Consider the following 17,486-nt stretch of genomic DNA (forward strand, 5'->3'; position numbering starts at 1 on the left):
CCTGACACGCCTGACTGTCCCGGTGAGTGACACACGGCTATCCGTATGCTATTTCACCTCTTCGAATTCCACATCATGCGGGCCGTCGTCTTCCGGCTGCGCCTGCGAAGCCGAACCCGCCGACCCCGAAGCTCCCGCACCGCCGGTCGAAGAAGCACCGCCTGCGGCGTTCCCCGCATTGTAGATATCCTGCGAAGCGGCCTGCCATGCGGCATTCAGCCCTTCGGAATACTTGTCGATATCGGCCAGATTCTGAGACTTATGCGCCTCTTTCAAACCGTTCAACGCCGTCTCGATCGCCGACTTCTTGTCCGCCGGAATCTTGTCGCCGTACTCTTTGAGCTGTTTTTCCGTGCTGAAAATCAGCGAGTCGGCACCGTTGATCTTATCGACCCGTTCGCGTTCCTCTTTATCCTTAGCCTCATTGGCCTTGGCTTCGGCACGCATCCGTTCGATTTCGGCTTCGCTCAGCCCCGACGAGGCCTCGATCCGGATACTCTGTTCCTTGCCCGTCCCCTTGTCCTTGGCCGAAACGTTCAGAATCCCGTTGGCGTCGATGTCGAACGTCACCTCGATCTGCGGCACACCGCGCGGCGCTGCCGGAATCCCGTCCAGGTGGAACCGCCCGATGGTCTTGTTGTCGCGAGCCATCTGACGTTCGCCCTGCAAGACGTGGATTTCGACCGACGGCTGGTTGTCCGTCGCCGTACTGAAGACCTCCGACTTGCGGTTCGGAATCGTGGTGTTGGCATCGATCAGCTTGGTCATCACGCCGCCCATCGTTTCGATCCCGAGCGACAGCGGAGTCACGTCGAGCAGCAGGACATCCTTCACCTCGCCCGTCAGCACACCCCCCTGGATAGCCGCCCCAATGGCGACCACTTCGTCCGGATTGACGCTCTTCGAGGGTTCTTTGCCGAAGAAGTCCTTAACGACCTGCTGAATCGCAGGGATACGGGTTGAACCGCCGACCAGAATCACGTCGTCGATCTGCGAAGCCGTCAGACCGGCATCTTCCAACGCCTTGCGGCACGGTTCGATCGTAGCGTGGATCAGCTTATCCGCCAATTGTTCGAACTTCGCCCGCGACAGTTTGGTCACCAAGTGCTGCGGCACGCCGTCGATCGGCATGATGTACGGCAGGTTGATTTCAGTTTCAGTAGCGCTCGACAGCTCGATTTTGGCCTTTTCGGCCGCCTCTTTCAGGCGCTGCAAAGCCATCGGATCTTTCCGCAAATCTACGTGATGCTGCGCTTCGAACTCGCCGGCCAGCCAGTCGATGATCACGTGGTCGAAGTCGTCCCCCCCGAGGTGCGTATCCCCGTTGGTAGATTTCACTTCGAAGACGCCGTCGCCGAGTTCGAGGATCGAGATATCGAACGTCCCCCCACCGAGGTCGTAAACGGCGATCTTCATGTCCTTGTCGGACTTTTCGAGCCCGTAGGCCAACGCCGCTGCGGTCGGTTCGTTGATAATCCGCGCCACTTTCAAGCCTGCGATTTCGCCGGCCTCCTTAGTAGCCTGCCGCTGCGAGTCGTTGAAGTAAGCCGGCACGGTAATCACCGCTTCCGAGACCTCCTGTCCCAGGTAATCTTCGGCGGTTTTCTTCATTTTCTGAAGCACCATGGCCGAAATTTCCTGCGGGCTGTACAATCGCCCGTCGATGTCGATCCGCGGCACGCCGTGTTCGTCTTTCACGACATAAGGCACACGACCGAGTTCGTTTTTGACCTGGTCGTAGGTCTCGCCCATGAAACGTTTGATCGAGAAGATCGTCCGTTTCGGGTTGGTAATCGCCTGCCGCTTAGCCGGGTCGCCGACTTTGCGTTCGCCGTTTTCGGTGAATGCCACGACCGAAGGGGTGGTGCGATGTCCCTCGCTGTTAGGAATGACGACGGGTTCGTTGCCTTCCATAACGGCAACGCATGAATTGGTGGTCCCGAGGTCGATACCGATAATCTTTCCCATAATAGTGTATGTGTGTATTTATTTGTTTATTTCGTGTTCGATCAGACTCTTTCCGTACAAGTGTCGTGCCAAACCGAATTTATGTCAAAATGTCAGCCTCGGGTTGTCACTTTGCCGGGCCGCATGATTTTCGATGAATTTTCCCTATTTTTGTTACCAAATCTCGTTCCATTCTATGGAGTACAAGCATCTTTTTTTCGACCTGGACGATACGTTCTGGGATGTGCGCACGAACCAGGAGACGGCTCAGCGCGAACTGTTCGCAGCGTTCGGGCTGGGCGACCGGTATCCGGATTTCGATTCGTATTACGAGATTTTCCGGGAGATCAACCAGCGGCTGTGGACGGAATACAGGGACGGCATCGTGGATCGGGAGACGCTGCGCAACCAGCGGTTCGTGCGGCTGCTGGAGTCGGCGGGCATTCACGACGAACGGATGGCGATGGACATGAGCAACGAGTACCTGCGGATTTCGCCGACGTGCAATACGCTGATGCCGCACTCGCTGGAGGTACTGGAGTACCTCAAGACGAAGGGGCATTCGATGTCGCTGATTACGAACGGGTTCAACGAGGTGCAGTTCCTGAAGGTGGAGCATGCGGGACTGAAGCCGTTTTTCGACCGGATCACAACGTCGGAGTTTGCGGGGATCGGCAAGCCGAATCCGGGGATTTTCGAATACGCGATGCGGAAGGCGGGGGTGGGGCCGGACGAGTGCATCATGATCGGGGACGATGTCTACACGGACATTTACGGGGCTTCGACGGTGGGGATGCCGTCGGTGTTCGTCAATTTCCGGGGGATCGAACACGACCAGCATCCGCGGCACGAAATTCGGGATCTGCGGGCGCTGAAGGAGATTTTTTAAGTTCTCTCCGACCCGACGGGGCGGCAAAGAGAACGGGAGTCCGAAAATTCCGCCGGAAAAATTTGGCGGTCTCGAAAGAATCTCCTACATTTGTCCCCGCATCCACTTCAGATGCGCTTCTTTTTGCCCAGGTGGCGGAATAGGTAGACGCGCACGTTTCAGGTGCGTGTGCCGCAAGGCGTGCAGGTTCGATTCCTGTCCTGGGCACAAAAAAGGTTGCTAATCGTTTGATTAGCAACCTTTTTTATTTTACCGGGGGACTAAAAGGGGGACTACTTTTATCGCCCCCACCTCTTCCACGCCGCCCAGCCGAGGGCAACGAGAATGATCCCGACCAGCAGCCACGGGAGCGACCGACTCTTTTTCTCCGTTTCGATTTCATGCTGATCCGTTGTGTCGATGTCGATCTTGCTGTGATCCTGTTCCGAGACGTTGACCGTATCCTTAGCCTCTGACTTGGATTGACTGCCGCCATGCGAATCCCGGCTCATATCGATTTCTCCTTGAGTTTCGGATTTCAACGGCGGCTTCCCCGTAATGGAATCGATAGGCTTGTCGGTATCGTATTCCAGTTTACGGAACAGCAGCTTTTTGTTCTCCGTCACCCGCCAGTAGATCGAGTCCCAATTCGTCCGGATCGACAGCCCGCTGCTATCTTTTCGTTTATCCATCTGCGACAAGTCACGATGTTCGGTCACGGTTTTGCTGGCTGTTCGGCGCGTGGTATTGCAGCCAGACAACAGCAGGCCGACCGCGGCTATACTATAAATAAGTATTCGTTTCATTTCAGGTGCAGAATTTGGTTTCGGTTTGCCCCGGCGCGGTAGGAGATGTGGATCCACCGGTAGCCCGACTCATCGATGAGTTGATCGAAAGCGATACGGCCTTCGTCGCGGCGCTCGACGATCCGGTCGAATAACCGCTTGTTATCGGCCGGAGTTCCGACCGAGATATCCGCCGCCTCGCCTTTGAGGTGCTGGGAGGTCGATACGCCTCCGACCGCCGCGTTCAGTTTCGGACAGCGGTAGCCGCTGTTGATCGAGATCGGGCCGCCCCACGCCGCCCGGATCGGGTCTAAGAGCTGCTCGATGAGGGTTTGTAGCTTGCCGGCGATCTCTGCCGAAGGCCGGTTGTCGATGCCGCGCCGGCAGGCCGTTTCCGACGCACAAAGCTCCTCGATGGTAAAATAGGTCATCTTAAAATCTGTTTTCAATCTCAGTTACTACTTATCAAAAGAGCGCGATTTTCTTTACACGACCAATCGATGTGTAAAGGAATCGTGCGGTTTCTTTACATAGCCTCAGAACCCCGACTGCGGCTCCCGGTCGGCACATTTCGGCTTATTGCAAATTCTGATCTGCTCCTTGATGCGTTCCACCTCCAACCTATGTAATTTGCTCTCGAGTTCGTTGTACTTGTCGCGCCACTCCCTATTCTCTTTGTACAGTTCCTCTATCTTTTCATCCTTTTTATTAATCTTCACTTCTCTGTTTTCCGCGATTTCTCGCCACTCGTGGGCCGCGAGCGTGTTCAGGTCAGCCTCGGCGCGGGCCGCTTCGGCCTGCTTGATGCGGCGGTTCTCGCGGCGGTACATCCACACGCCTCCGCCCAGCAGGCCAGCGGCGGAGAGGACACTCAGCAGGTTGCTAATATGGGTCAGCCATTCGGTCATAGTTCACTCTTAATATTGCGTATTCTTGTTGCGCGGGGGCGTCTGCCACGGCGTGACGCCCGCTTGGTAGTCGTTGCGGGTGATGATGCCTTCGATGTTGAATTTCTTGCCGCTTACCAACGTCACCTCCAGCGTGAAATAGGCGTAGTTCAATGACGACTGTCCGAATGCCGTCGAACCGGGGCCATTGGAGTTGTAATACGGGTTCCACTCGATCGTCACATATTCTTGCGAAGTATAAAAGCTCTCACGCACGGACACATAGAACGGCGAGGAGACGTTCACCAGCCGAGCGCTCTGAATCTTGACCCGCGCGGAGGTATCGGTGGTTTTGTAGAAGCACAGACACTGACACCCCCTGGCATTGTTCGGAACTTCGAATCTCATCCCCGGCCAGCTGGCGGAGAGGCCGATCCCGAAATAGTAGTAGTCCGGGCATTGGGCAAAAGTGTTCCCGCCCACTCCGCAGATGTAGTATTTTGTAGCCGTATAGCCGCAATAGCCGTCTACCTGCGTCGCCGAGCCGCTGTTCACATTGTAGTTGGCGGAATATTGTGTCGTGTCGCTGAACTTGAAGACATTCCGATAGGTCGTGTAGTTCTGCTTGTAGGTGCCGGAACAGGAATAACCGCTCCCCCGGCTTTCGCGGGTGGAGGTAACCGTTTCGGTCTCGTTCGGCTGGGCGGTGGAACTTTCCGCTCCGGTTGCGCCGTTGCTGTAGATCGGCCACGTGACGAGGTTGTGCGATCGGGTGCGGCTCCCCTGTGCGCCGGTGCCGGTGGGAAGCGTATAGGCCCACGTGCCGTAAACGTGGCGCGAGCCGGTGCCGGTTTGGTAGGGACAGCTCGTGCCGCTGTACGACTCCTCGATGATGTCGGCGGTCAGTACCCATCCTTCCCATTCGCCCCACGCGCCGGCAGTACCGTTGCTGTAGATGTCGCGATAGCGGTACCGGACATAGGTGTAGCGGTGTCGCGTCATGCGGCCGTTCACCGCCGGGACGTCGCACGTCCAGCCGCTGTATTCGGTTTTGGCCTCGGACTGCGATTCGGTGTCGGTCTTATACGGACAGCTCGTACCGTCGAAGGCCTCTTCGGTCTCGGCGGCGGTCTCCTGCCAGTCCGACCACTCGCCCCACGCATCGGTGGTGCCGTCCGACCAGACAGCCCGCGTCCGGCTCCGGGAGTCGGTATACCGGACGCGTGTCTTGCGGCCGTTCACGGCAGGGGTGTCGCAGGCCCAGTCTGAGTAGCGAGTCGTCGTTTCGCTCTCGCTGTCGGTGCGCAGCAGGTAGCGGTACCCCTCCCACGCGGCCATCGAGCGGATGTCGCGGTCGGCGAAGAAGCCGGGGTTCCGGCAGTTCTCGGTCTGGTCGCGGAAGCTGCCGGTGGTACCGCCGTTGCGGGAGACGATCTGTCGTAGCGTGATGGCCATGGTCGTTATTCGGATTCAGGGATACGGAAGTCGGTGGCGGTAAGGGTGCCGGCAATGGTAGTGTCGCCGCTCTTCGGGACGTAGCCGGCGAGGGCCTCGGCCAGCGCCTCTTTCGTTACACGCTTACCCAGCTCTGTAGCGACTTCGGTGGCGAAGTTCGGGTTGTCGCCGAGGGCGGCCGAAAGCTCCTGCAGGGTGTCGAGAGCTTCGGGGGCGTTGTCGATGAGCGTGGCGACGGTGTCGCGAATCTCGTTCTTGAGTTCCGACACGGCGGTTTCCAGCGCGGCGGCGAAGCTGTCTGCGAGGTTCCGGGCCTGTTCGTCGGCATACTCTTTCGCCGCTTTCAGCGTATCGGCGAGGGCTTCGCTCACGGCGTTGGCGTCGGCCTTCGCGTTCCATGCCGTCCGCTCCTCCGGGGTGATGTGGATCTCGGTCTCATCGATGTGTTCCCGCAGCGGCTGGAGGGCGATGAACACCGCCCCGCCGGTGGGAAAACCGGCGTTGTCGGCCTCGATCAGCCCGCGGAAGACGTCGCGCAGGACACGCAGCCGGGCCTGACCGATGCCGCCGCCCATATCGCCCACAAGCACGGGGCACTCCAATCCGGAGTTCTCGAACCGGGTCAGGTCGTCGAAGACGCGAACCCCTTCGGCGAGGTTCGCGCCGTTGGTGTAGTCCTGTGCACTCATGCCTGCAGTTTGATCTGTTCGATAATGGCGAGGATGTCGGCGGTGATCTCGCAGTAGATGGTGGCGCCGATATCTTCTTTCAAGTTGAGCAGCAGGCGGCCATTTGCCTGCTGGCCGACGCCGAGCTGCTCGAAGTTGCCGTCGGGGGTCGGCGCGTGGACGGCGAGGTCGATGCCGGAGGGAGAGCCGCCGTTCGTCCGCTTATACGTGAAGATGTACTTCCGCCCGTGCCGCTCGGCATTGGCGTGGGTGATGGTCTCCGTCGCGGTGGTGGTGATTTGCAATTCCTGTTGTGTCATGGTATGGATTGGTTTAGTGAATCATCGTCAGGCGGTTCGTACGTCTCCGGTGTCGATGTCGATATAGAGCGGTTTCCAGTTCCCGTTGACGCCGGATTTCGACTGGAGGCCGGAAAAAGTGACGAGCGTTTTGGGTGCTTTCAATTGAAGGAAAGCAAGTCCGTCCGCGCATCCCATTTTACCCATATCCTCACCTCCCGGCAATTTGACAATGACGAAACGATCCGTCAGGATCGCCGTGGCGGAAACATATGGATTCCCGCTACCTTTGCAGACATAGAATCCGTTTTTAGTCATTCGGGAATAATCACCGTCGTATTCATCGTAAAACGCCATCGACGGGAGTTCGTTCCAATTGAACCCGGACAGTTCGAAGACTTCACGATCCCGGTAATCCACGGCACGTATCTGCTGTGTTTGATCGTCGATCTCGATCCGGGTACCGCTGTCCTTGGTGCGTAGTTTTCGGACAATCAAATTCTCCACGTCGATGTACTCGACCTTGACGGTGCCGTTCAGGTTCACGATACCGTCCAAGGTCGTCTCGCCGATCAGTCGGATGCGGTTCGCCTCGATCTTCACCTCTTCGGCGCTTTGGTTGATGGCCGAGATGACGCCGTTCAACCCCACCTTCTGCTCGATGCCCTGCGCATTGACCGTAATTCGCGACTCGGCCGCATCGATACGGCTGTTCAGGTCTGTAGAGAGATTGCTCACCGAGAGCGAGATGTCGGAGGCGGTCTGCGTCAGCTGCGAGACCTCCTGCGTAACGCGTCCGTCGAGAGTTTCGATGCTCGACACGGCCGACTCGATCTGGCCGGCGGTGATTGAGAACTCGGTGGCGACGTCCTTGCCGTTTCTGAGAACGAAGTCGCCCTTGGCGCGGATGTTCTGCGTGTAGAGGCCGACCTCCTCCGGGGCGATGTCTGGGAAATCGTTGTCGACCACGTCGCCGATATACCCGATCTGCGCAGCGGTGTTGTAGGGACGCAAGGCGGTGTCGTTCACGCCCCGCAGAAAGACCATCTTACCGGCTTTCCCGTCCACGTAGACGGAGTTCTGCCGGGCGGGGTCGGTGTAGTTGCCTCGCCGGGCGAGCACCATGTGGCGTTGGGGCGGTGCGCCCTGCACGAGGCGGGCGGTGAAGCCCTCGCCGGGGCCGAAGACAGAGACCACGCGCAGGTAGGTGGCGGTGGGCAGCACGCCGTCGTGGCGGAAGTAGCCGACCAACAGGTCGTCCGTTCGGAAGGGAACGCGATCGTCGCCGTCGCAGCTCTTCTGCACGATATGGTACATGCCGGGGCCGATGGAGGTGACGAGCTGCACGTCGTGCTGCGTCCGCAGCGGCCGACCGAGGTTGTCGATGAGCCGGGCGGTGTCGCTCACCCGGTCGACGCTGATGCCGTCGGTGAAGTACTTGATATTCCCTTCGATCGACTGCCGGTTATAAATGAGCTCGGTGGTGGTGATGCCGTCCCGCACGCCGAGCGCCCGGAACCAGAAGTCGCCCTCCGGAGTGCCGCCCCATGCGCTGCCGAGGACGCCGGGAACGTATTCGGGATGCTCGATCGGGCCGGTCAGCGACAGGTCGCGCCCCGTGATATCCTGCGCGGCGAAATCGAGATCGGCCCGCCCGCCGTGAGGGTGGTAGTCTTCGATGATATGGCCCCACTCGTCGGCATTGCCGTAACGGTTGAAGCGTTCGGGATCGGGGAGGTTCGGCGGCTCGTGCGAGATGCGGGCGATACGGTTGGTACGATCGACGCGGATCGGCTCCTTTCCGGTTACGACGTCTCCCCCGCCGCCCGTGCCGCCGCCGAGGGCCGAGGCGGGGATCACGCCCCACCGACCGGAATAGGCGTATTGGGCCGGGATCAGGACATCGCTATCCGGGTCGAGGATCGGGAACTCATTGAGCCGGGGCGTCAAAAAAAAAAGTTCCGCACCCGGCCCGACGATCTCCAGCTGTTCGGGTAGTTCGTCGCGGGCGATATTCAGATAGCGGGACTGGTGGGAGTAGGCGAAGGTGAACTCGTACCCGGCGGCCTCCCCGGCGGTCGCCTCGAGCTTGGGCTTGGAGACGTAGATGCGCTCCAGCGAGGAGGTGGCGAGGTGGTACCGGCGGCAGCTGCCGAAGAACTCCAGCACCCACTGCCGCGTCCGTTCGTCGGGCAGGTAGCCGGTGTACTTCGTCCATGCCTTGCCGTAGTCGATGCCGAACTCGAAGGTATCTCCGTCGAAGACGGCGTTCCGGCTCTCGGACTCGCCCACCTCTTTCCGATCGCCGGTAAACCGGATGGTGTCGTAACCGCCGAGGCTGTTCTCGAAAACGAACCAGTCGGCGGTCTGTTCGTCCCCGGTCTCCCGCAGCACATACCGCTGCACGAAGCTCTGACGATCGCCCTCGGCGTTCTCCACCCACACGTCGAAGTAGGTAGGCTGCCGCTCGAACAGCCCCCGAACACGGCCGTAGTTCACATCGAGGCTGTATACCCGTCCGGCGGTCAGTTCTTGAAGGATGACGGTTTCCGGATCCGCCCCGGTTTCGTCGCCGGTCGGGGCGAAGTAGCCTTTGACCCGCACGGTACAATCGTTCAGGGCGACGTACCGCAGCCACTGGGGTTCGTGATACCCGACGTACCGGGTCTGAGGCTGCCAAGTCAGGAAGTTACTCTTGAGAAAAAGCGGAGTATCGAGGCTCCCGGCGTTCACGCCGCCGGGCAGCACGCAGAAAGTACCGGCCTCTTCGCCGTCGATACGGTAGGTGTAGGTAGTCAGGGGAAGCCCCTCGGAGGGAATATCGTCTATGCTGGGGGCGTGTAGGTGGGCTTCGAAGAAGGCTCTTAACGGTATCACGACGCGACCGGAAGCGTCGGGTTCATACCGCTCCTCTAACAGCCCGTCGATGGCAAACGCGATCGCCCGGTCGCTCATCACGACGAGGTCGCCCAAATTCCCGGCGAAACTATACTCCTGCGGCTGCTGTACGATATTGGACATCCCGATCTCTTACTTTTCAGCAAAAGTACCGGGATACACACGAGGCGAAAGGACAAAAAAGAAAGCCAACGCTTTTCGTAGTTATTGTCGGAAACTCAACGATTCACTATCATTGTGCTTTATCGACATCACTATGGAAATCGTAAGTTTAGTCGTAGCCTTAGGCACATTGGCATTCGCGTTGTACACGTACCTTAAACACGACAAGGAACTCAAGGCGCAACAGAAATTCATCAATAAGTATGAAATTGAGAGAATCAAGAAAGAGGTCGTGGTGCAGAAAAAAGCAGATGTGCGGGCTTATGTAACCAATATTCGAGGAGATTATAACCATACCGGGACTTTGGTCGTTAAGAATTACGGCAAAGCCGTTGCACGCAACGTCCAGTTGGTCAGTCATTCGTTTTTTCAAAGGAAGAATTACAGTATTCCACATATTGAAATTAAAGAACTTCTTCCCGAAATACAACAGGAATACCAACTTCGTTGGGCTTTCGGTGACGGAGGAGAGATCCCGGTTCGCATAATGTGGTCGGACGAGTCAGGAAAAAACCGAACGAACGAATGCACGGTGCAACTGTAAGTTTTCACACCTCCACGAACTCGACCTCGGCCGGTTCGATGGAGTTTTTCTTGAGGGAGACGTTCATGGAGCGGATAAAGAAGTGGCGGCCGTAGAGGGCGAACTTGTCCCGCAGGTCGAGCTCGTGCAGGTCGAGTGCCGTGAAGAGCACTTCTATCGTGACGACCATCCGGTCTTTGGCCAGCCACTCCGCGAACCGTTTGTGGCGCGCCAGCAGCCCGTCCGGGCCGTGCCAGTAGAGCGACAGGTCGCCGTACCGCTCCCCGTTCGCCCCGTAGTTCGTCGCCGAGAGCGCCGGGAAGGTGTTCGGCGTGTAGCCCGGATTCATGCTCCACTGCTGGATCTCCGACTGCAATCCTTGATACAGACCGATGAGCAGTTCGTCTAACCGTTCGCTGCCGATCGCCTCGATCTCCGGGCAAAGGATGTGGTGGTACCAGTTCTTGCCGATGTCGTCGTCGTTCAACCAATAGCGGTTCGCCACGCACTGCACCCGCTTCGCGTTCACCGTCATGTCGTAACCGCTATCCGTCGACTCGGTCTCTTCCGCGTCGTCGTCGGCGGTCTCTTCGTCGGGCATGTCCTCCTGCTTGACGGCATAGTAGGCCCGGCTATCCTTGTCTAGGATGATGGTCTGCACCTGCCGGGGATTCCGCACCCGGACGGAAGTTACGATACCCGTTCCGTCCGAGAGGTAGCCCCGGCTGGCCATGTAGTGAATCCCCTCCAATATGTTATCCACTTCCTTGATTTCTCCCTCCGGTTGTTCGCCCTCCTCGCTGTCGGCGAAACCGGCCGTATAGCGCTGACCGACCTCGCGCGAGATGACGGGCGTCCCGATCAGCCGGTCGGGGCGGATATCCCGGACGACGTTCCGGTTCAGCACGTCGGCATTGCTCTCGATCGCGAAGTTGTCGCCGCGGACGTACATCGATGCGCAGGGGAGTTTGAGCATCTCCACGACGAAGTCGGCCGACCAGACGTCGGGCATGAAGTCCTGCAACCAGACGGCGTAGCCGTCATTTCCCCACGCGTCGGTATCCGGCGACCAGCACGGGAGGTTGTCGGTGATGTTGTACGACGGGTGCCATAAGGTTTGTAACGAGAGCTTCTTCCACTCGCCCTCCCGGAAGATGTTGTGCTCCAGCTTCCCGCCGAAAATCTTGTCGAAGATGTACCACACCTTGACGGCCGGGAGAATTTTCAACAGGTAGAACCGCTGCTCGGCATTCTTCAGAAAGTGTTCGTAGCTGTGGTATTCCAAGTGCATCGGGTTGATCCAGCGGGCGCGGGTGTTCAGCAGGAAGTCCTCCGGGTTGTCGGGGTCGCGCTCCAACCACTCCACATCTTTGATCGCGACGGGTGCGGCGACAAAGGGAGCGTCCGGATCTTTCATGTTCCGCCGGAGGATACCGTCCCAATCGGTCTGAGAGCTCGACACCGCGTATGCTCCGTTGTAGGCCAACGGTATCTTGTCCATCTCGACGTGGTAGAGCTTCCGGTTCAGGGCGGCGGGGAGGATGCTGCCGGCGAAATTCACGGTAATGACGTCGGAGATCTCCTCGATGGTTTGCACACCACTGGCGATCTCAAGACCGGCGAAGAGAATCCGGGCGGGCCGCTCCCGGAAGCGGTCACCGGCGGCCGCCACGCGGTCGGGATTGCCGAACACCTGCCGGTTGCGCGGGGTCAGCGGCAGGTCATAGCTTAGCGAATAGGTGGCGGGAATCCGGTCGCTGGAGAAGAGCGGGTTCTCGAACACGAGGTCAATGCTGATGTCGTCGCTCAGGTCAATCGGACGGTCGTCTACGAATATCTGTAACATAGTACTCTCTCGTTAAGGGTTACTTGGCCCGTCCGCCGATCCCGGCGCGGCGCTGTTGTTGTTCGATCTTCTTTTGTATGGTGAATATCCCATCGCGGCCGTAAGCGGAGATGAATACGGGAAGCGGCTTATCCAACTGCTTGCTGAACTTCCCGATGACTTCTTTGACTTCTCGTAGCAGTTCGGCGTCGTAGGCGTCGACAGGGGTACCGGGCGCATCGTTCCCGGAGGCTCTGTTGGCCGAGGAGTCCCCGCCGACGTATCCGCCGCTCTCGCGCCCGGGGATCGCTCCGGCGGCCATCGCGGCGGAGAGGTTCACGGGGCGGAGAGGTTCACGGGGCGGAACGAGCCGCGCAGCCGGGCGGCCTCGATCAGGTTCACCATGCTGGCCACCTCCGGCACTCGCAACAGGTCGTTCGGCACGACGTACTCGGTACCGGCCTCGCCGGTCAGCACGGGTTGGCCTCCCGCAGTCTGAATGACGGTAGGCCGATGGACGAAGCCGCGCTTGCGGGGCGAGAACTCGGCGTCGAACCGCTTGCCGTCCTGCTCCCGGACGACGCCGATCGGCCCGCCCTCCTCTGCTCCGGGCAGCGGGGTGGCGAGGATCGCGGCGGTCTGGACGGCCCCCAATGCCGCTACGATTCCGGCCAAAATCTCACCCATTGGAAACGGAACTTGCAAAGCCGCAGTAACAGCCACTGCCGTATTGATCAGGCTGTTGAAAACGGCCAGCGCCTTGTCGCGTTTGGCTTGCTTCCGCTCAATCTCCTCCCGCTTGGCCTCGGTCTCGTCGTCCAACCGCTGCACGGCTTCGTTGTAACGTTCTTGCGAGATAGTGCCGCTCTTCAGCTGCCGTTCGAGCAACTGCTTTTTCTTGTTCTGTGCCTTCTCGTAGTTCTTCAGCTCCCGCTGCTCCATTGCGGTCATCAGGTTGCTGACGTCGGAGAACGCCGAGCCGATCGCGCCGGCGATGGCCAATATCTCCTCCATCCCGAACTTCCCGTCATCCAAATTCTTCTTGAACTCTTTCCACTTGTCCGGGGTCATCCCCAAAATGTCGACGTTGCTCCGCGGATCGTTCTTATCCTCCCCGCCGAGGGTCGGAGGAGGGGTCGCCCCCAATTCAGCCAGCTGTTTCTTCAGGTCGTCGATGATCTTCTGCAACCGTTCGATGTCTTCCTCCGTCGCGGCGACGCCGTTGGCCAACAGACCGGTTTCGCCGACCTCCTCGACAATGGCCTGATAGGTGGCGAGCATCTTTTCGAGGTCGGTTTTCAGGGCGGCTTGCTCCTCGGCGGCATACTGCCGCTTCAGCATCGAGTCGGCTTGTTTGTCCGTTCGCACACGCCGCAGCTCCTCCTCGCTGTACCATTTCCGGAGCAATGCTTTTTTCTTCTCGAAAGTATCCGCGGCGGCCAACTCATCGTTATGCGCCTGCTTTTCGGCTGTGGCCTTGCGCTGGATCGACTTTTGCTGCTTGCTCAGCTCTTTCGACAGCTCATCGACGTAGATCGAACTCAACTTCTCGTAGTGCGACCGTTTCAACTGGAGGTAGGCGGCCTGTTCGTTGGCGGTCATCTCCTCGAGCTCCCGACCGAACAGACCGAGATCCCGCAACTGCTTCTCGTAGGCGTCGTTCTCTTTGTCCTCGGCGCTGTCACCCTGCGCGGCGATATCAAGTAGCTTCTTCTCCCGGTCGCGGGCGCTCTTCTGCTGCTGGTAACGCTTGTCGAGCAGCTGCTCTTCGAGTTTGGCGAGGTCGGCGCCTTTCTCTTTGTGGGCCGCGATCCGGTTTTCAAGGGTTTGGATCTCCAGCGCGAGCAGCCGGCGGCTGTACTCCTCCTCGGTGGCGATCTCGCCGCTCATCTGTTTCTCCCGGAGCTCGGCCTTAGCTTTCAGATAAGACTCGTCGGAAGAGATTGACCATTGTCTCCCTGTCTTATTCGTAGTCTTCTTGTTCTCATATAAATCGATCTCTTTCTGCTTGGCGGCGATCAGGGCCTGAATTCGGGCGATCTCTTTTCGGTTCGCCCCGTCGGTTCTATTCAGCTGGGCTTCTAACTCCTTTTTCTCATCCTTGAGGCGTTGCAGTACCCCGGCATAACTGTTCTCCGTTTTGATCTGCTGTTTCCGCAATTCAATCTGCCGTGCGATTTCTTTTTGTTCCGTTTCCGCAGATAAGCGTTGTTCGTCTGTAAGATCAGTTTTATTTTCCAACTCAGAATTAACAGCTTCCAATGCATCATTCAACTGTTCGAGAGTCATCGTTTCATAAGGATTCGCTTTTTTTGAAGCACCATTGACAAGAGCATCCAAAATAGTCAGTGCATTAGTTGCCTTTTGACTTTCTCGCACGATCTCTTGCAAGATTCCCCATAACTTTCGATACTCACCGGCTGCTTTCCCACGCCCGTTCGTTGCATTGATATACTCTTGTTCGCTATATCCCAATAGCTGCATAGCCTCTCTGACGAATCCCACCTGATCGCCCGTTTCTTTTAGTTGGTGAATCAATTCGACAAACTGCTGAGACATCATAGCTTGCTGATCGGCCGTTCGCTCTCCTTTATCGAGATATTCTCCCATTAATCCCTGTAGCGCTTTCTTTTCCGAATCGAATAAGGCTTGTTGTATTCGTTGTTCCTCCTGCGCCCGGATCCGTACCTTGATGTTTTCTTCCATCTTCTGCGAGGCGTAGTCGAGCGCCGCGGCAACCTCCTCGTTGCTCATCTTCTCCGAAACGAGGTACGGCAGGTACTCTTTGTAGCGCTCGTTGATGAGCCGGATCGCCTCGGCCCGCGTCTTCGACCCTTGCGCACTCTCGGTTACAGCGCGTTTCAGGTCGTCGTGCGTGGCCCGCTCCTGCGACAGTTCCATCGCCAGCTGCGAACTGGCCTCGCTCGCCTTCTTGGTCGCTCCGGAAAAGGCAGCCATCGCTCCGACGGCCAGTCCGATCGCCATCGCGATCCACCCGATCGGTCCGATCGAGGCGAAGAACGCTTTGGCAGCCACGCCCGCCGCCCGGAAGTTCCCCGCCAGCAGGAGTTTCGCCGCGGCCCACGCTTTCGTCGCGGCGGGCATGCTGCGAATCTGCACGAGGTTACGCTTGGCGGCCATCGTATTGACATTCATCGCAGCAGTCTCAGAAACCAGCGAGAGGGTGGCACTTTTCGTCCCGGCGGTGAATAGACGTTTAGCAGCGTTATAGGCTTCGACGGCGGCCCGACCGGCCTTCAGGCTGACGAACCAGGCGGCAAAGGCGACGCCGATTACGGAGAGCGGAGTCAACAGGGAGGTGAAGAGCTGGATGGTTCCGCGGATCACGGGGTTCAACCCGTCGCCGAGGCGGATGATCAGCCCCTCGAGCTTGCTCTTGAAGGTATCGAGGTCGCCCTGTATGTTGTCGCGCATGATGGCGGCGGCATGCTCGGCGGCTCCGGCAGAGTCGTTCAGGGCGACGGTCAGTCCCTCGACGGCGGGGGCGTTGTCGGCAAGGACGGTCAAAGCTGTCATGGCGTATTTACCGACTTCGTCCTCGGCGTCGGCCAGTGTCAGCCCCTTTTCGTTCAGATCGGCGAGGGCCTCGGAGACGCTCTTGCCCTCGGTCGATATCTCGGACAAAATCCGCTTGAGGAATGTCCCGGCCTGCGACCCGCGGATGCCGCGATCGGCGAGGATGCCGAGCATGGCGGTGGCCTGTTCCAGCGAAACGCCCGCTTTGGCGGCGATCGGGGCGACGTACTTCATCGATTCGGAGAAGTACCCCAAGTCGAGGGCCGATTTGTTGAACGAGGCGGCCATGACGTCCACGACGCGGGTCATCTGCGAACCGTCATACCCGAAGGCCCGCAGCGTCGACCCGGCGACGTCGGCGGCAGACGCGAGGTCGGAACCGGTGGCGGTGGCGAGGTCGAGGGTGGCGGAAGTGATCTTCAAAATCTCGCCGGGGGTGAAGCCGAGACGGGCATAATTGAGCTGCAACTCGGCGACCTGCGTAGCGGTGTACTCGGTCGAGGCGCCGAGCTCCTTGGCGTTCTCCTTCAGCGCCTTGAACTGCTCCCCGGTCGCGTTCGATACGGCCTGTACTTTCGACATCTGGTACTGAAAGCTGGAGAAAATCCGAACAACTTGCCCGCCCCAGTCTTTCAGTTTCGAAATGACCGCCAAAGCACTATCAACCGGTATGAATTTGCCGAGTTTCTGCCACAGCGGAGATTCTTCATTTCCGAATTTACCCTCAATGTCATTCAATCCCCGACGTATCTTGGCCATTTGAGATTCGTAGAGTTTCAACTCGGCCCGTGCTTTGGCGAAACCGGACGGATCGACCGCCTCGGAAATCCCTTGCAGCTTTTTCCTTAAATCCGCCGCATGCTTGGACAACTGTTTATAGCTCATCTGGGTCAGGGAAAGCTGCTTCTCCTGTTTATCCAATTCGGCCGTCTGAAGTTTGATCTGAGATTTTACCTCCGTGATCCGTTTGGTTACGTCCCGATAGGCTTGTGTCCCCTTCTTCTCGGAAGCGATCAACTCCTCGCGCCGGTGCTTCAGCTCTTTCAGTTCATCTTGGTACTTATTGAGCGTCTTGATGGTATTGATAATACCTTCCTGTACCTTTTTGAATCCGGTCGTCCGGATTTCACTTTTGATAATCTCTTCCTTGATACTCATAACAGATCGATGGTTTTCATGACGTCCTGAAGAATGGAGAAATAGTTCCGGTACTGCTGCTGAAGAGCCAGATTTACCATGCTCGACAGCGAATAGCCGCGCCCGTACAGGTGGCCGAACAGAGGCCGGTTATAGATTGCCGTGTACCGGCGTTTCTTGTTGCCGGATTTGGTCTTTTTCAGGTCGAGAAAGCGGATGGTGGCCGGGTAGTTCAGTTCGATGCGTAATTCGTTATCCGTATGGTCGATCTTCGGCTGCATGGAGGCCAAGCGATCCATCAGATGGGGGCCGGCATGTGATCGTGCATTCCGTTTCGACAACGGTTTCAGATGCGGTTCGTAATCGATTCGGGCAATAGCGGCCTGCCGTTTCACCAACAGCTGCATGATGTCCGTCGCAGCTTCGGCGACGGAAACATTAAACGGAACCGTTCGGTTATATTGTTCGGTCAGCATACCGCAAAGGTGCTTCGCC

The 17,486-nt window shown here is 58.2% G+C and carries 14 protein-coding genes and 1 tRNA gene; 3 read left to right on the forward strand and 12 right to left on the reverse strand.

The features are described 5' to 3' along the window. Positions 1 to 48 precede the first annotated feature (48 nt). Positions 49 to 1,968: a molecular chaperone DnaK gene (gene dnaK / locus QZ302_RS00850; protein ID WP_294591431.1), complete on the reverse strand. Its 1,920-nt coding sequence runs from the start codon at positions 1,966 to 1,968 to the stop codon at positions 49 to 51. Between the two features lie 175 nt (positions 1,969 to 2,143). Between dnaK and QZ302_RS00855 the strand changes: the two genes are divergently transcribed. Together QZ302_RS00855 and QZ302_RS00860 are read left to right on the forward strand one after the other, a co-directional pair. After that, positions 2,144 to 2,836 carry a YjjG family noncanonical pyrimidine nucleotidase gene (locus tag QZ302_RS00855; protein WP_294591433.1) on the forward strand — a complete coding sequence of 231 codons (693 nt, stop codon included), beginning with the start codon at positions 2,144 to 2,146 and terminating at the stop codon, positions 2,834 to 2,836. Between the two features lie 125 nt (positions 2,837 to 2,961). Further along, positions 2,962 to 3,043, forward strand: a tRNA-Leu gene (locus tag QZ302_RS00860). Between the two features lie 71 nt (positions 3,044 to 3,114). On the opposite strand, the gene QZ302_RS00865 is transcribed toward QZ302_RS00860, so the two are convergent. From QZ302_RS00865 to QZ302_RS00895, 7 genes are all read right to left on the reverse strand, one after another. After that, a complete protein-coding gene (locus QZ302_RS00865; RefSeq protein ID WP_294591435.1) occupies positions 3,115 to 3,534 on the reverse strand; it encodes a hypothetical protein in 420 nt (139 codons plus the stop codon). An 83-nt stretch (positions 3,535 to 3,617) separates the two neighbouring features. Next, entirely contained in the window at positions 3,618 to 4,031 is a 414-nt protein-coding gene (locus QZ302_RS00870; RefSeq protein WP_294591437.1) for a D-Ala-D-Ala carboxypeptidase family metallohydrolase, read from the reverse strand. Positions 4,032 to 4,136: 105 nt separating this feature from the next. Continuing rightward, positions 4,137 to 4,508 (reverse strand): hypothetical protein, encoded by a 372-nt coding sequence (locus QZ302_RS00875; RefSeq protein WP_294591439.1) that lies wholly within the window; start codon positions 4,506 to 4,508, stop codon positions 4,137 to 4,139. Between the two features lie 9 nt (positions 4,509 to 4,517). Further along, positions 4,518 to 5,942: a hypothetical protein gene (locus QZ302_RS00880; RefSeq protein WP_294591441.1), complete on the reverse strand. Its 1,425-nt coding sequence runs from the start codon at positions 5,940 to 5,942 to the stop codon at positions 4,518 to 4,520. 5 nt (positions 5,943 to 5,947) lie between these two features. Then, entirely contained in the window at positions 5,948 to 6,631 is a 684-nt protein-coding gene (locus tag QZ302_RS00885; protein ID WP_294591443.1) for a hypothetical protein, read from the reverse strand. Next, positions 6,628 to 6,930 (reverse strand): hypothetical protein, encoded by a 303-nt coding sequence (locus tag QZ302_RS00890; RefSeq protein WP_294591445.1) that lies wholly within the window; start codon positions 6,928 to 6,930, stop codon positions 6,628 to 6,630. The genes QZ302_RS00885 and QZ302_RS00890 overlap by 4 nt, the downstream gene beginning before the upstream one ends. A gap of 27 nt (positions 6,931 to 6,957) precedes the next feature. Continuing rightward, the gene (locus tag QZ302_RS00895; protein WP_294591447.1) at positions 6,958 to 9,930 is read right to left on the reverse strand and encodes a hypothetical protein; all 2,973 of its coding nucleotides are present in this window, start codon (positions 9,928 to 9,930) and stop codon (positions 6,958 to 6,960) included. 133 nt (positions 9,931 to 10,063) lie between these two features. Between QZ302_RS00895 and QZ302_RS00900 the strand changes: the two genes are divergently transcribed. Beyond that, on the forward strand, positions 10,064 to 10,513 hold the full coding sequence (locus tag QZ302_RS00900) for a hypothetical protein (RefSeq protein ID WP_294591449.1): 450 nt from the start codon (positions 10,064 to 10,066) through the stop codon (positions 10,511 to 10,513). Between the two features lie 4 nt (positions 10,514 to 10,517). Here the strand turns inward: QZ302_RS00900 and QZ302_RS00905 are convergent, their stop codons facing one another. From QZ302_RS00905 to QZ302_RS00920, 4 genes are read right to left on the reverse strand one after another with little or no spacing between them, the layout of a single operon-like run. Beyond that, positions 10,518 to 12,338 carry a hypothetical protein gene (locus QZ302_RS00905; RefSeq protein ID WP_294591451.1) on the reverse strand — a complete coding sequence of 607 codons (1,821 nt, stop codon included), beginning with the start codon at positions 12,336 to 12,338 and terminating at the stop codon, positions 10,518 to 10,520. Between the two features lie 19 nt (positions 12,339 to 12,357). Beyond that, the gene (locus tag QZ302_RS00910; RefSeq protein ID WP_294591453.1) at positions 12,358 to 12,657 is read right to left on the reverse strand and encodes a hypothetical protein; all 300 of its coding nucleotides are present in this window, start codon (positions 12,655 to 12,657) and stop codon (positions 12,358 to 12,360) included. Continuing rightward, positions 12,654 to 17,012, reverse strand: a complete 4,359-nt coding sequence (locus QZ302_RS00915; protein WP_294591455.1) for a phage tail tape measure protein — start codon at positions 17,010 to 17,012, stop codon at positions 12,654 to 12,656. The genes QZ302_RS00910 and QZ302_RS00915 overlap by 4 nt, the downstream gene beginning before the upstream one ends. Continuing rightward, positions 17,009 to 17,467 (reverse strand): hypothetical protein, encoded by a 459-nt coding sequence (locus QZ302_RS00920; protein WP_294591458.1) that lies wholly within the window; start codon positions 17,465 to 17,467, stop codon positions 17,009 to 17,011. The genes QZ302_RS00915 and QZ302_RS00920 overlap by 4 nt, the downstream gene beginning before the upstream one ends. Positions 17,468 to 17,486: the final 19 nt, after the last annotated feature.

The organism is uncultured Rikenella sp. (assembly GCF_910579375.1).
Taxonomy (GTDB): Bacteria; Bacteroidota; Bacteroidia; order Bacteroidales; family Rikenellaceae; genus Rikenella.

Coding starts and splice junctions, on each gene's coding strand:
- QZ302_RS00870 (WP_294591437.1), bottom strand. CDS start 4,031: ATGACCTATTTTACCATCGAGGAGCTTTGTGCGTCGGAAACGGCCTGC.
- QZ302_RS00885 (WP_294591443.1), bottom strand. CDS start 6,631: ATGAGTGCACAGGACTACACCAACGGCGCGAACCTCGCCGAAGGGGTT.
- QZ302_RS00890 (WP_294591445.1), bottom strand. CDS start 6,930: ATGACACAACAGGAATTGCAAATCACCACCACCGCGACGGAGACCATC.
- QZ302_RS00900 (WP_294591449.1), top strand. CDS start 10,064: ATGGAAATCGTAAGTTTAGTCGTAGCCTTAGGCACATTGGCATTCGCG.
- dnaK (WP_294591431.1), bottom strand. CDS start 1,968: ATGGGAAAGATTATCGGTATCGACCTCGGGACCACCAATTCATGCGTT.
- QZ302_RS00905 (WP_294591451.1), bottom strand. CDS start 12,338: ATGTTACAGATATTCGTAGACGACCGTCCGATTGACCTGAGCGACGAC.
- QZ302_RS00880 (WP_294591441.1), bottom strand. CDS start 5,942: ATGGCCATCACGCTACGACAGATCGTCTCCCGCAACGGCGGTACCACC.
- QZ302_RS00920 (WP_294591458.1), bottom strand. CDS start 17,467: ATGCTGACCGAACAATATAACCGAACGGTTCCGTTTAATGTTTCCGTC.
- QZ302_RS00875 (WP_294591439.1), bottom strand. CDS start 4,508: ATGACCGAATGGCTGACCCATATTAGCAACCTGCTGAGTGTCCTCTCC.
- QZ302_RS00895 (WP_294591447.1), bottom strand. CDS start 9,930: ATGTCCAATATCGTACAGCAGCCGCAGGAGTATAGTTTCGCCGGGAAT.
- QZ302_RS00855 (WP_294591433.1), top strand. CDS start 2,144: ATGGAGTACAAGCATCTTTTTTTCGACCTGGACGATACGTTCTGGGAT.
- QZ302_RS00915 (WP_294591455.1), bottom strand. CDS start 17,012: ATGAGTATCAAGGAAGAGATTATCAAAAGTGAAATCCGGACGACCGGA.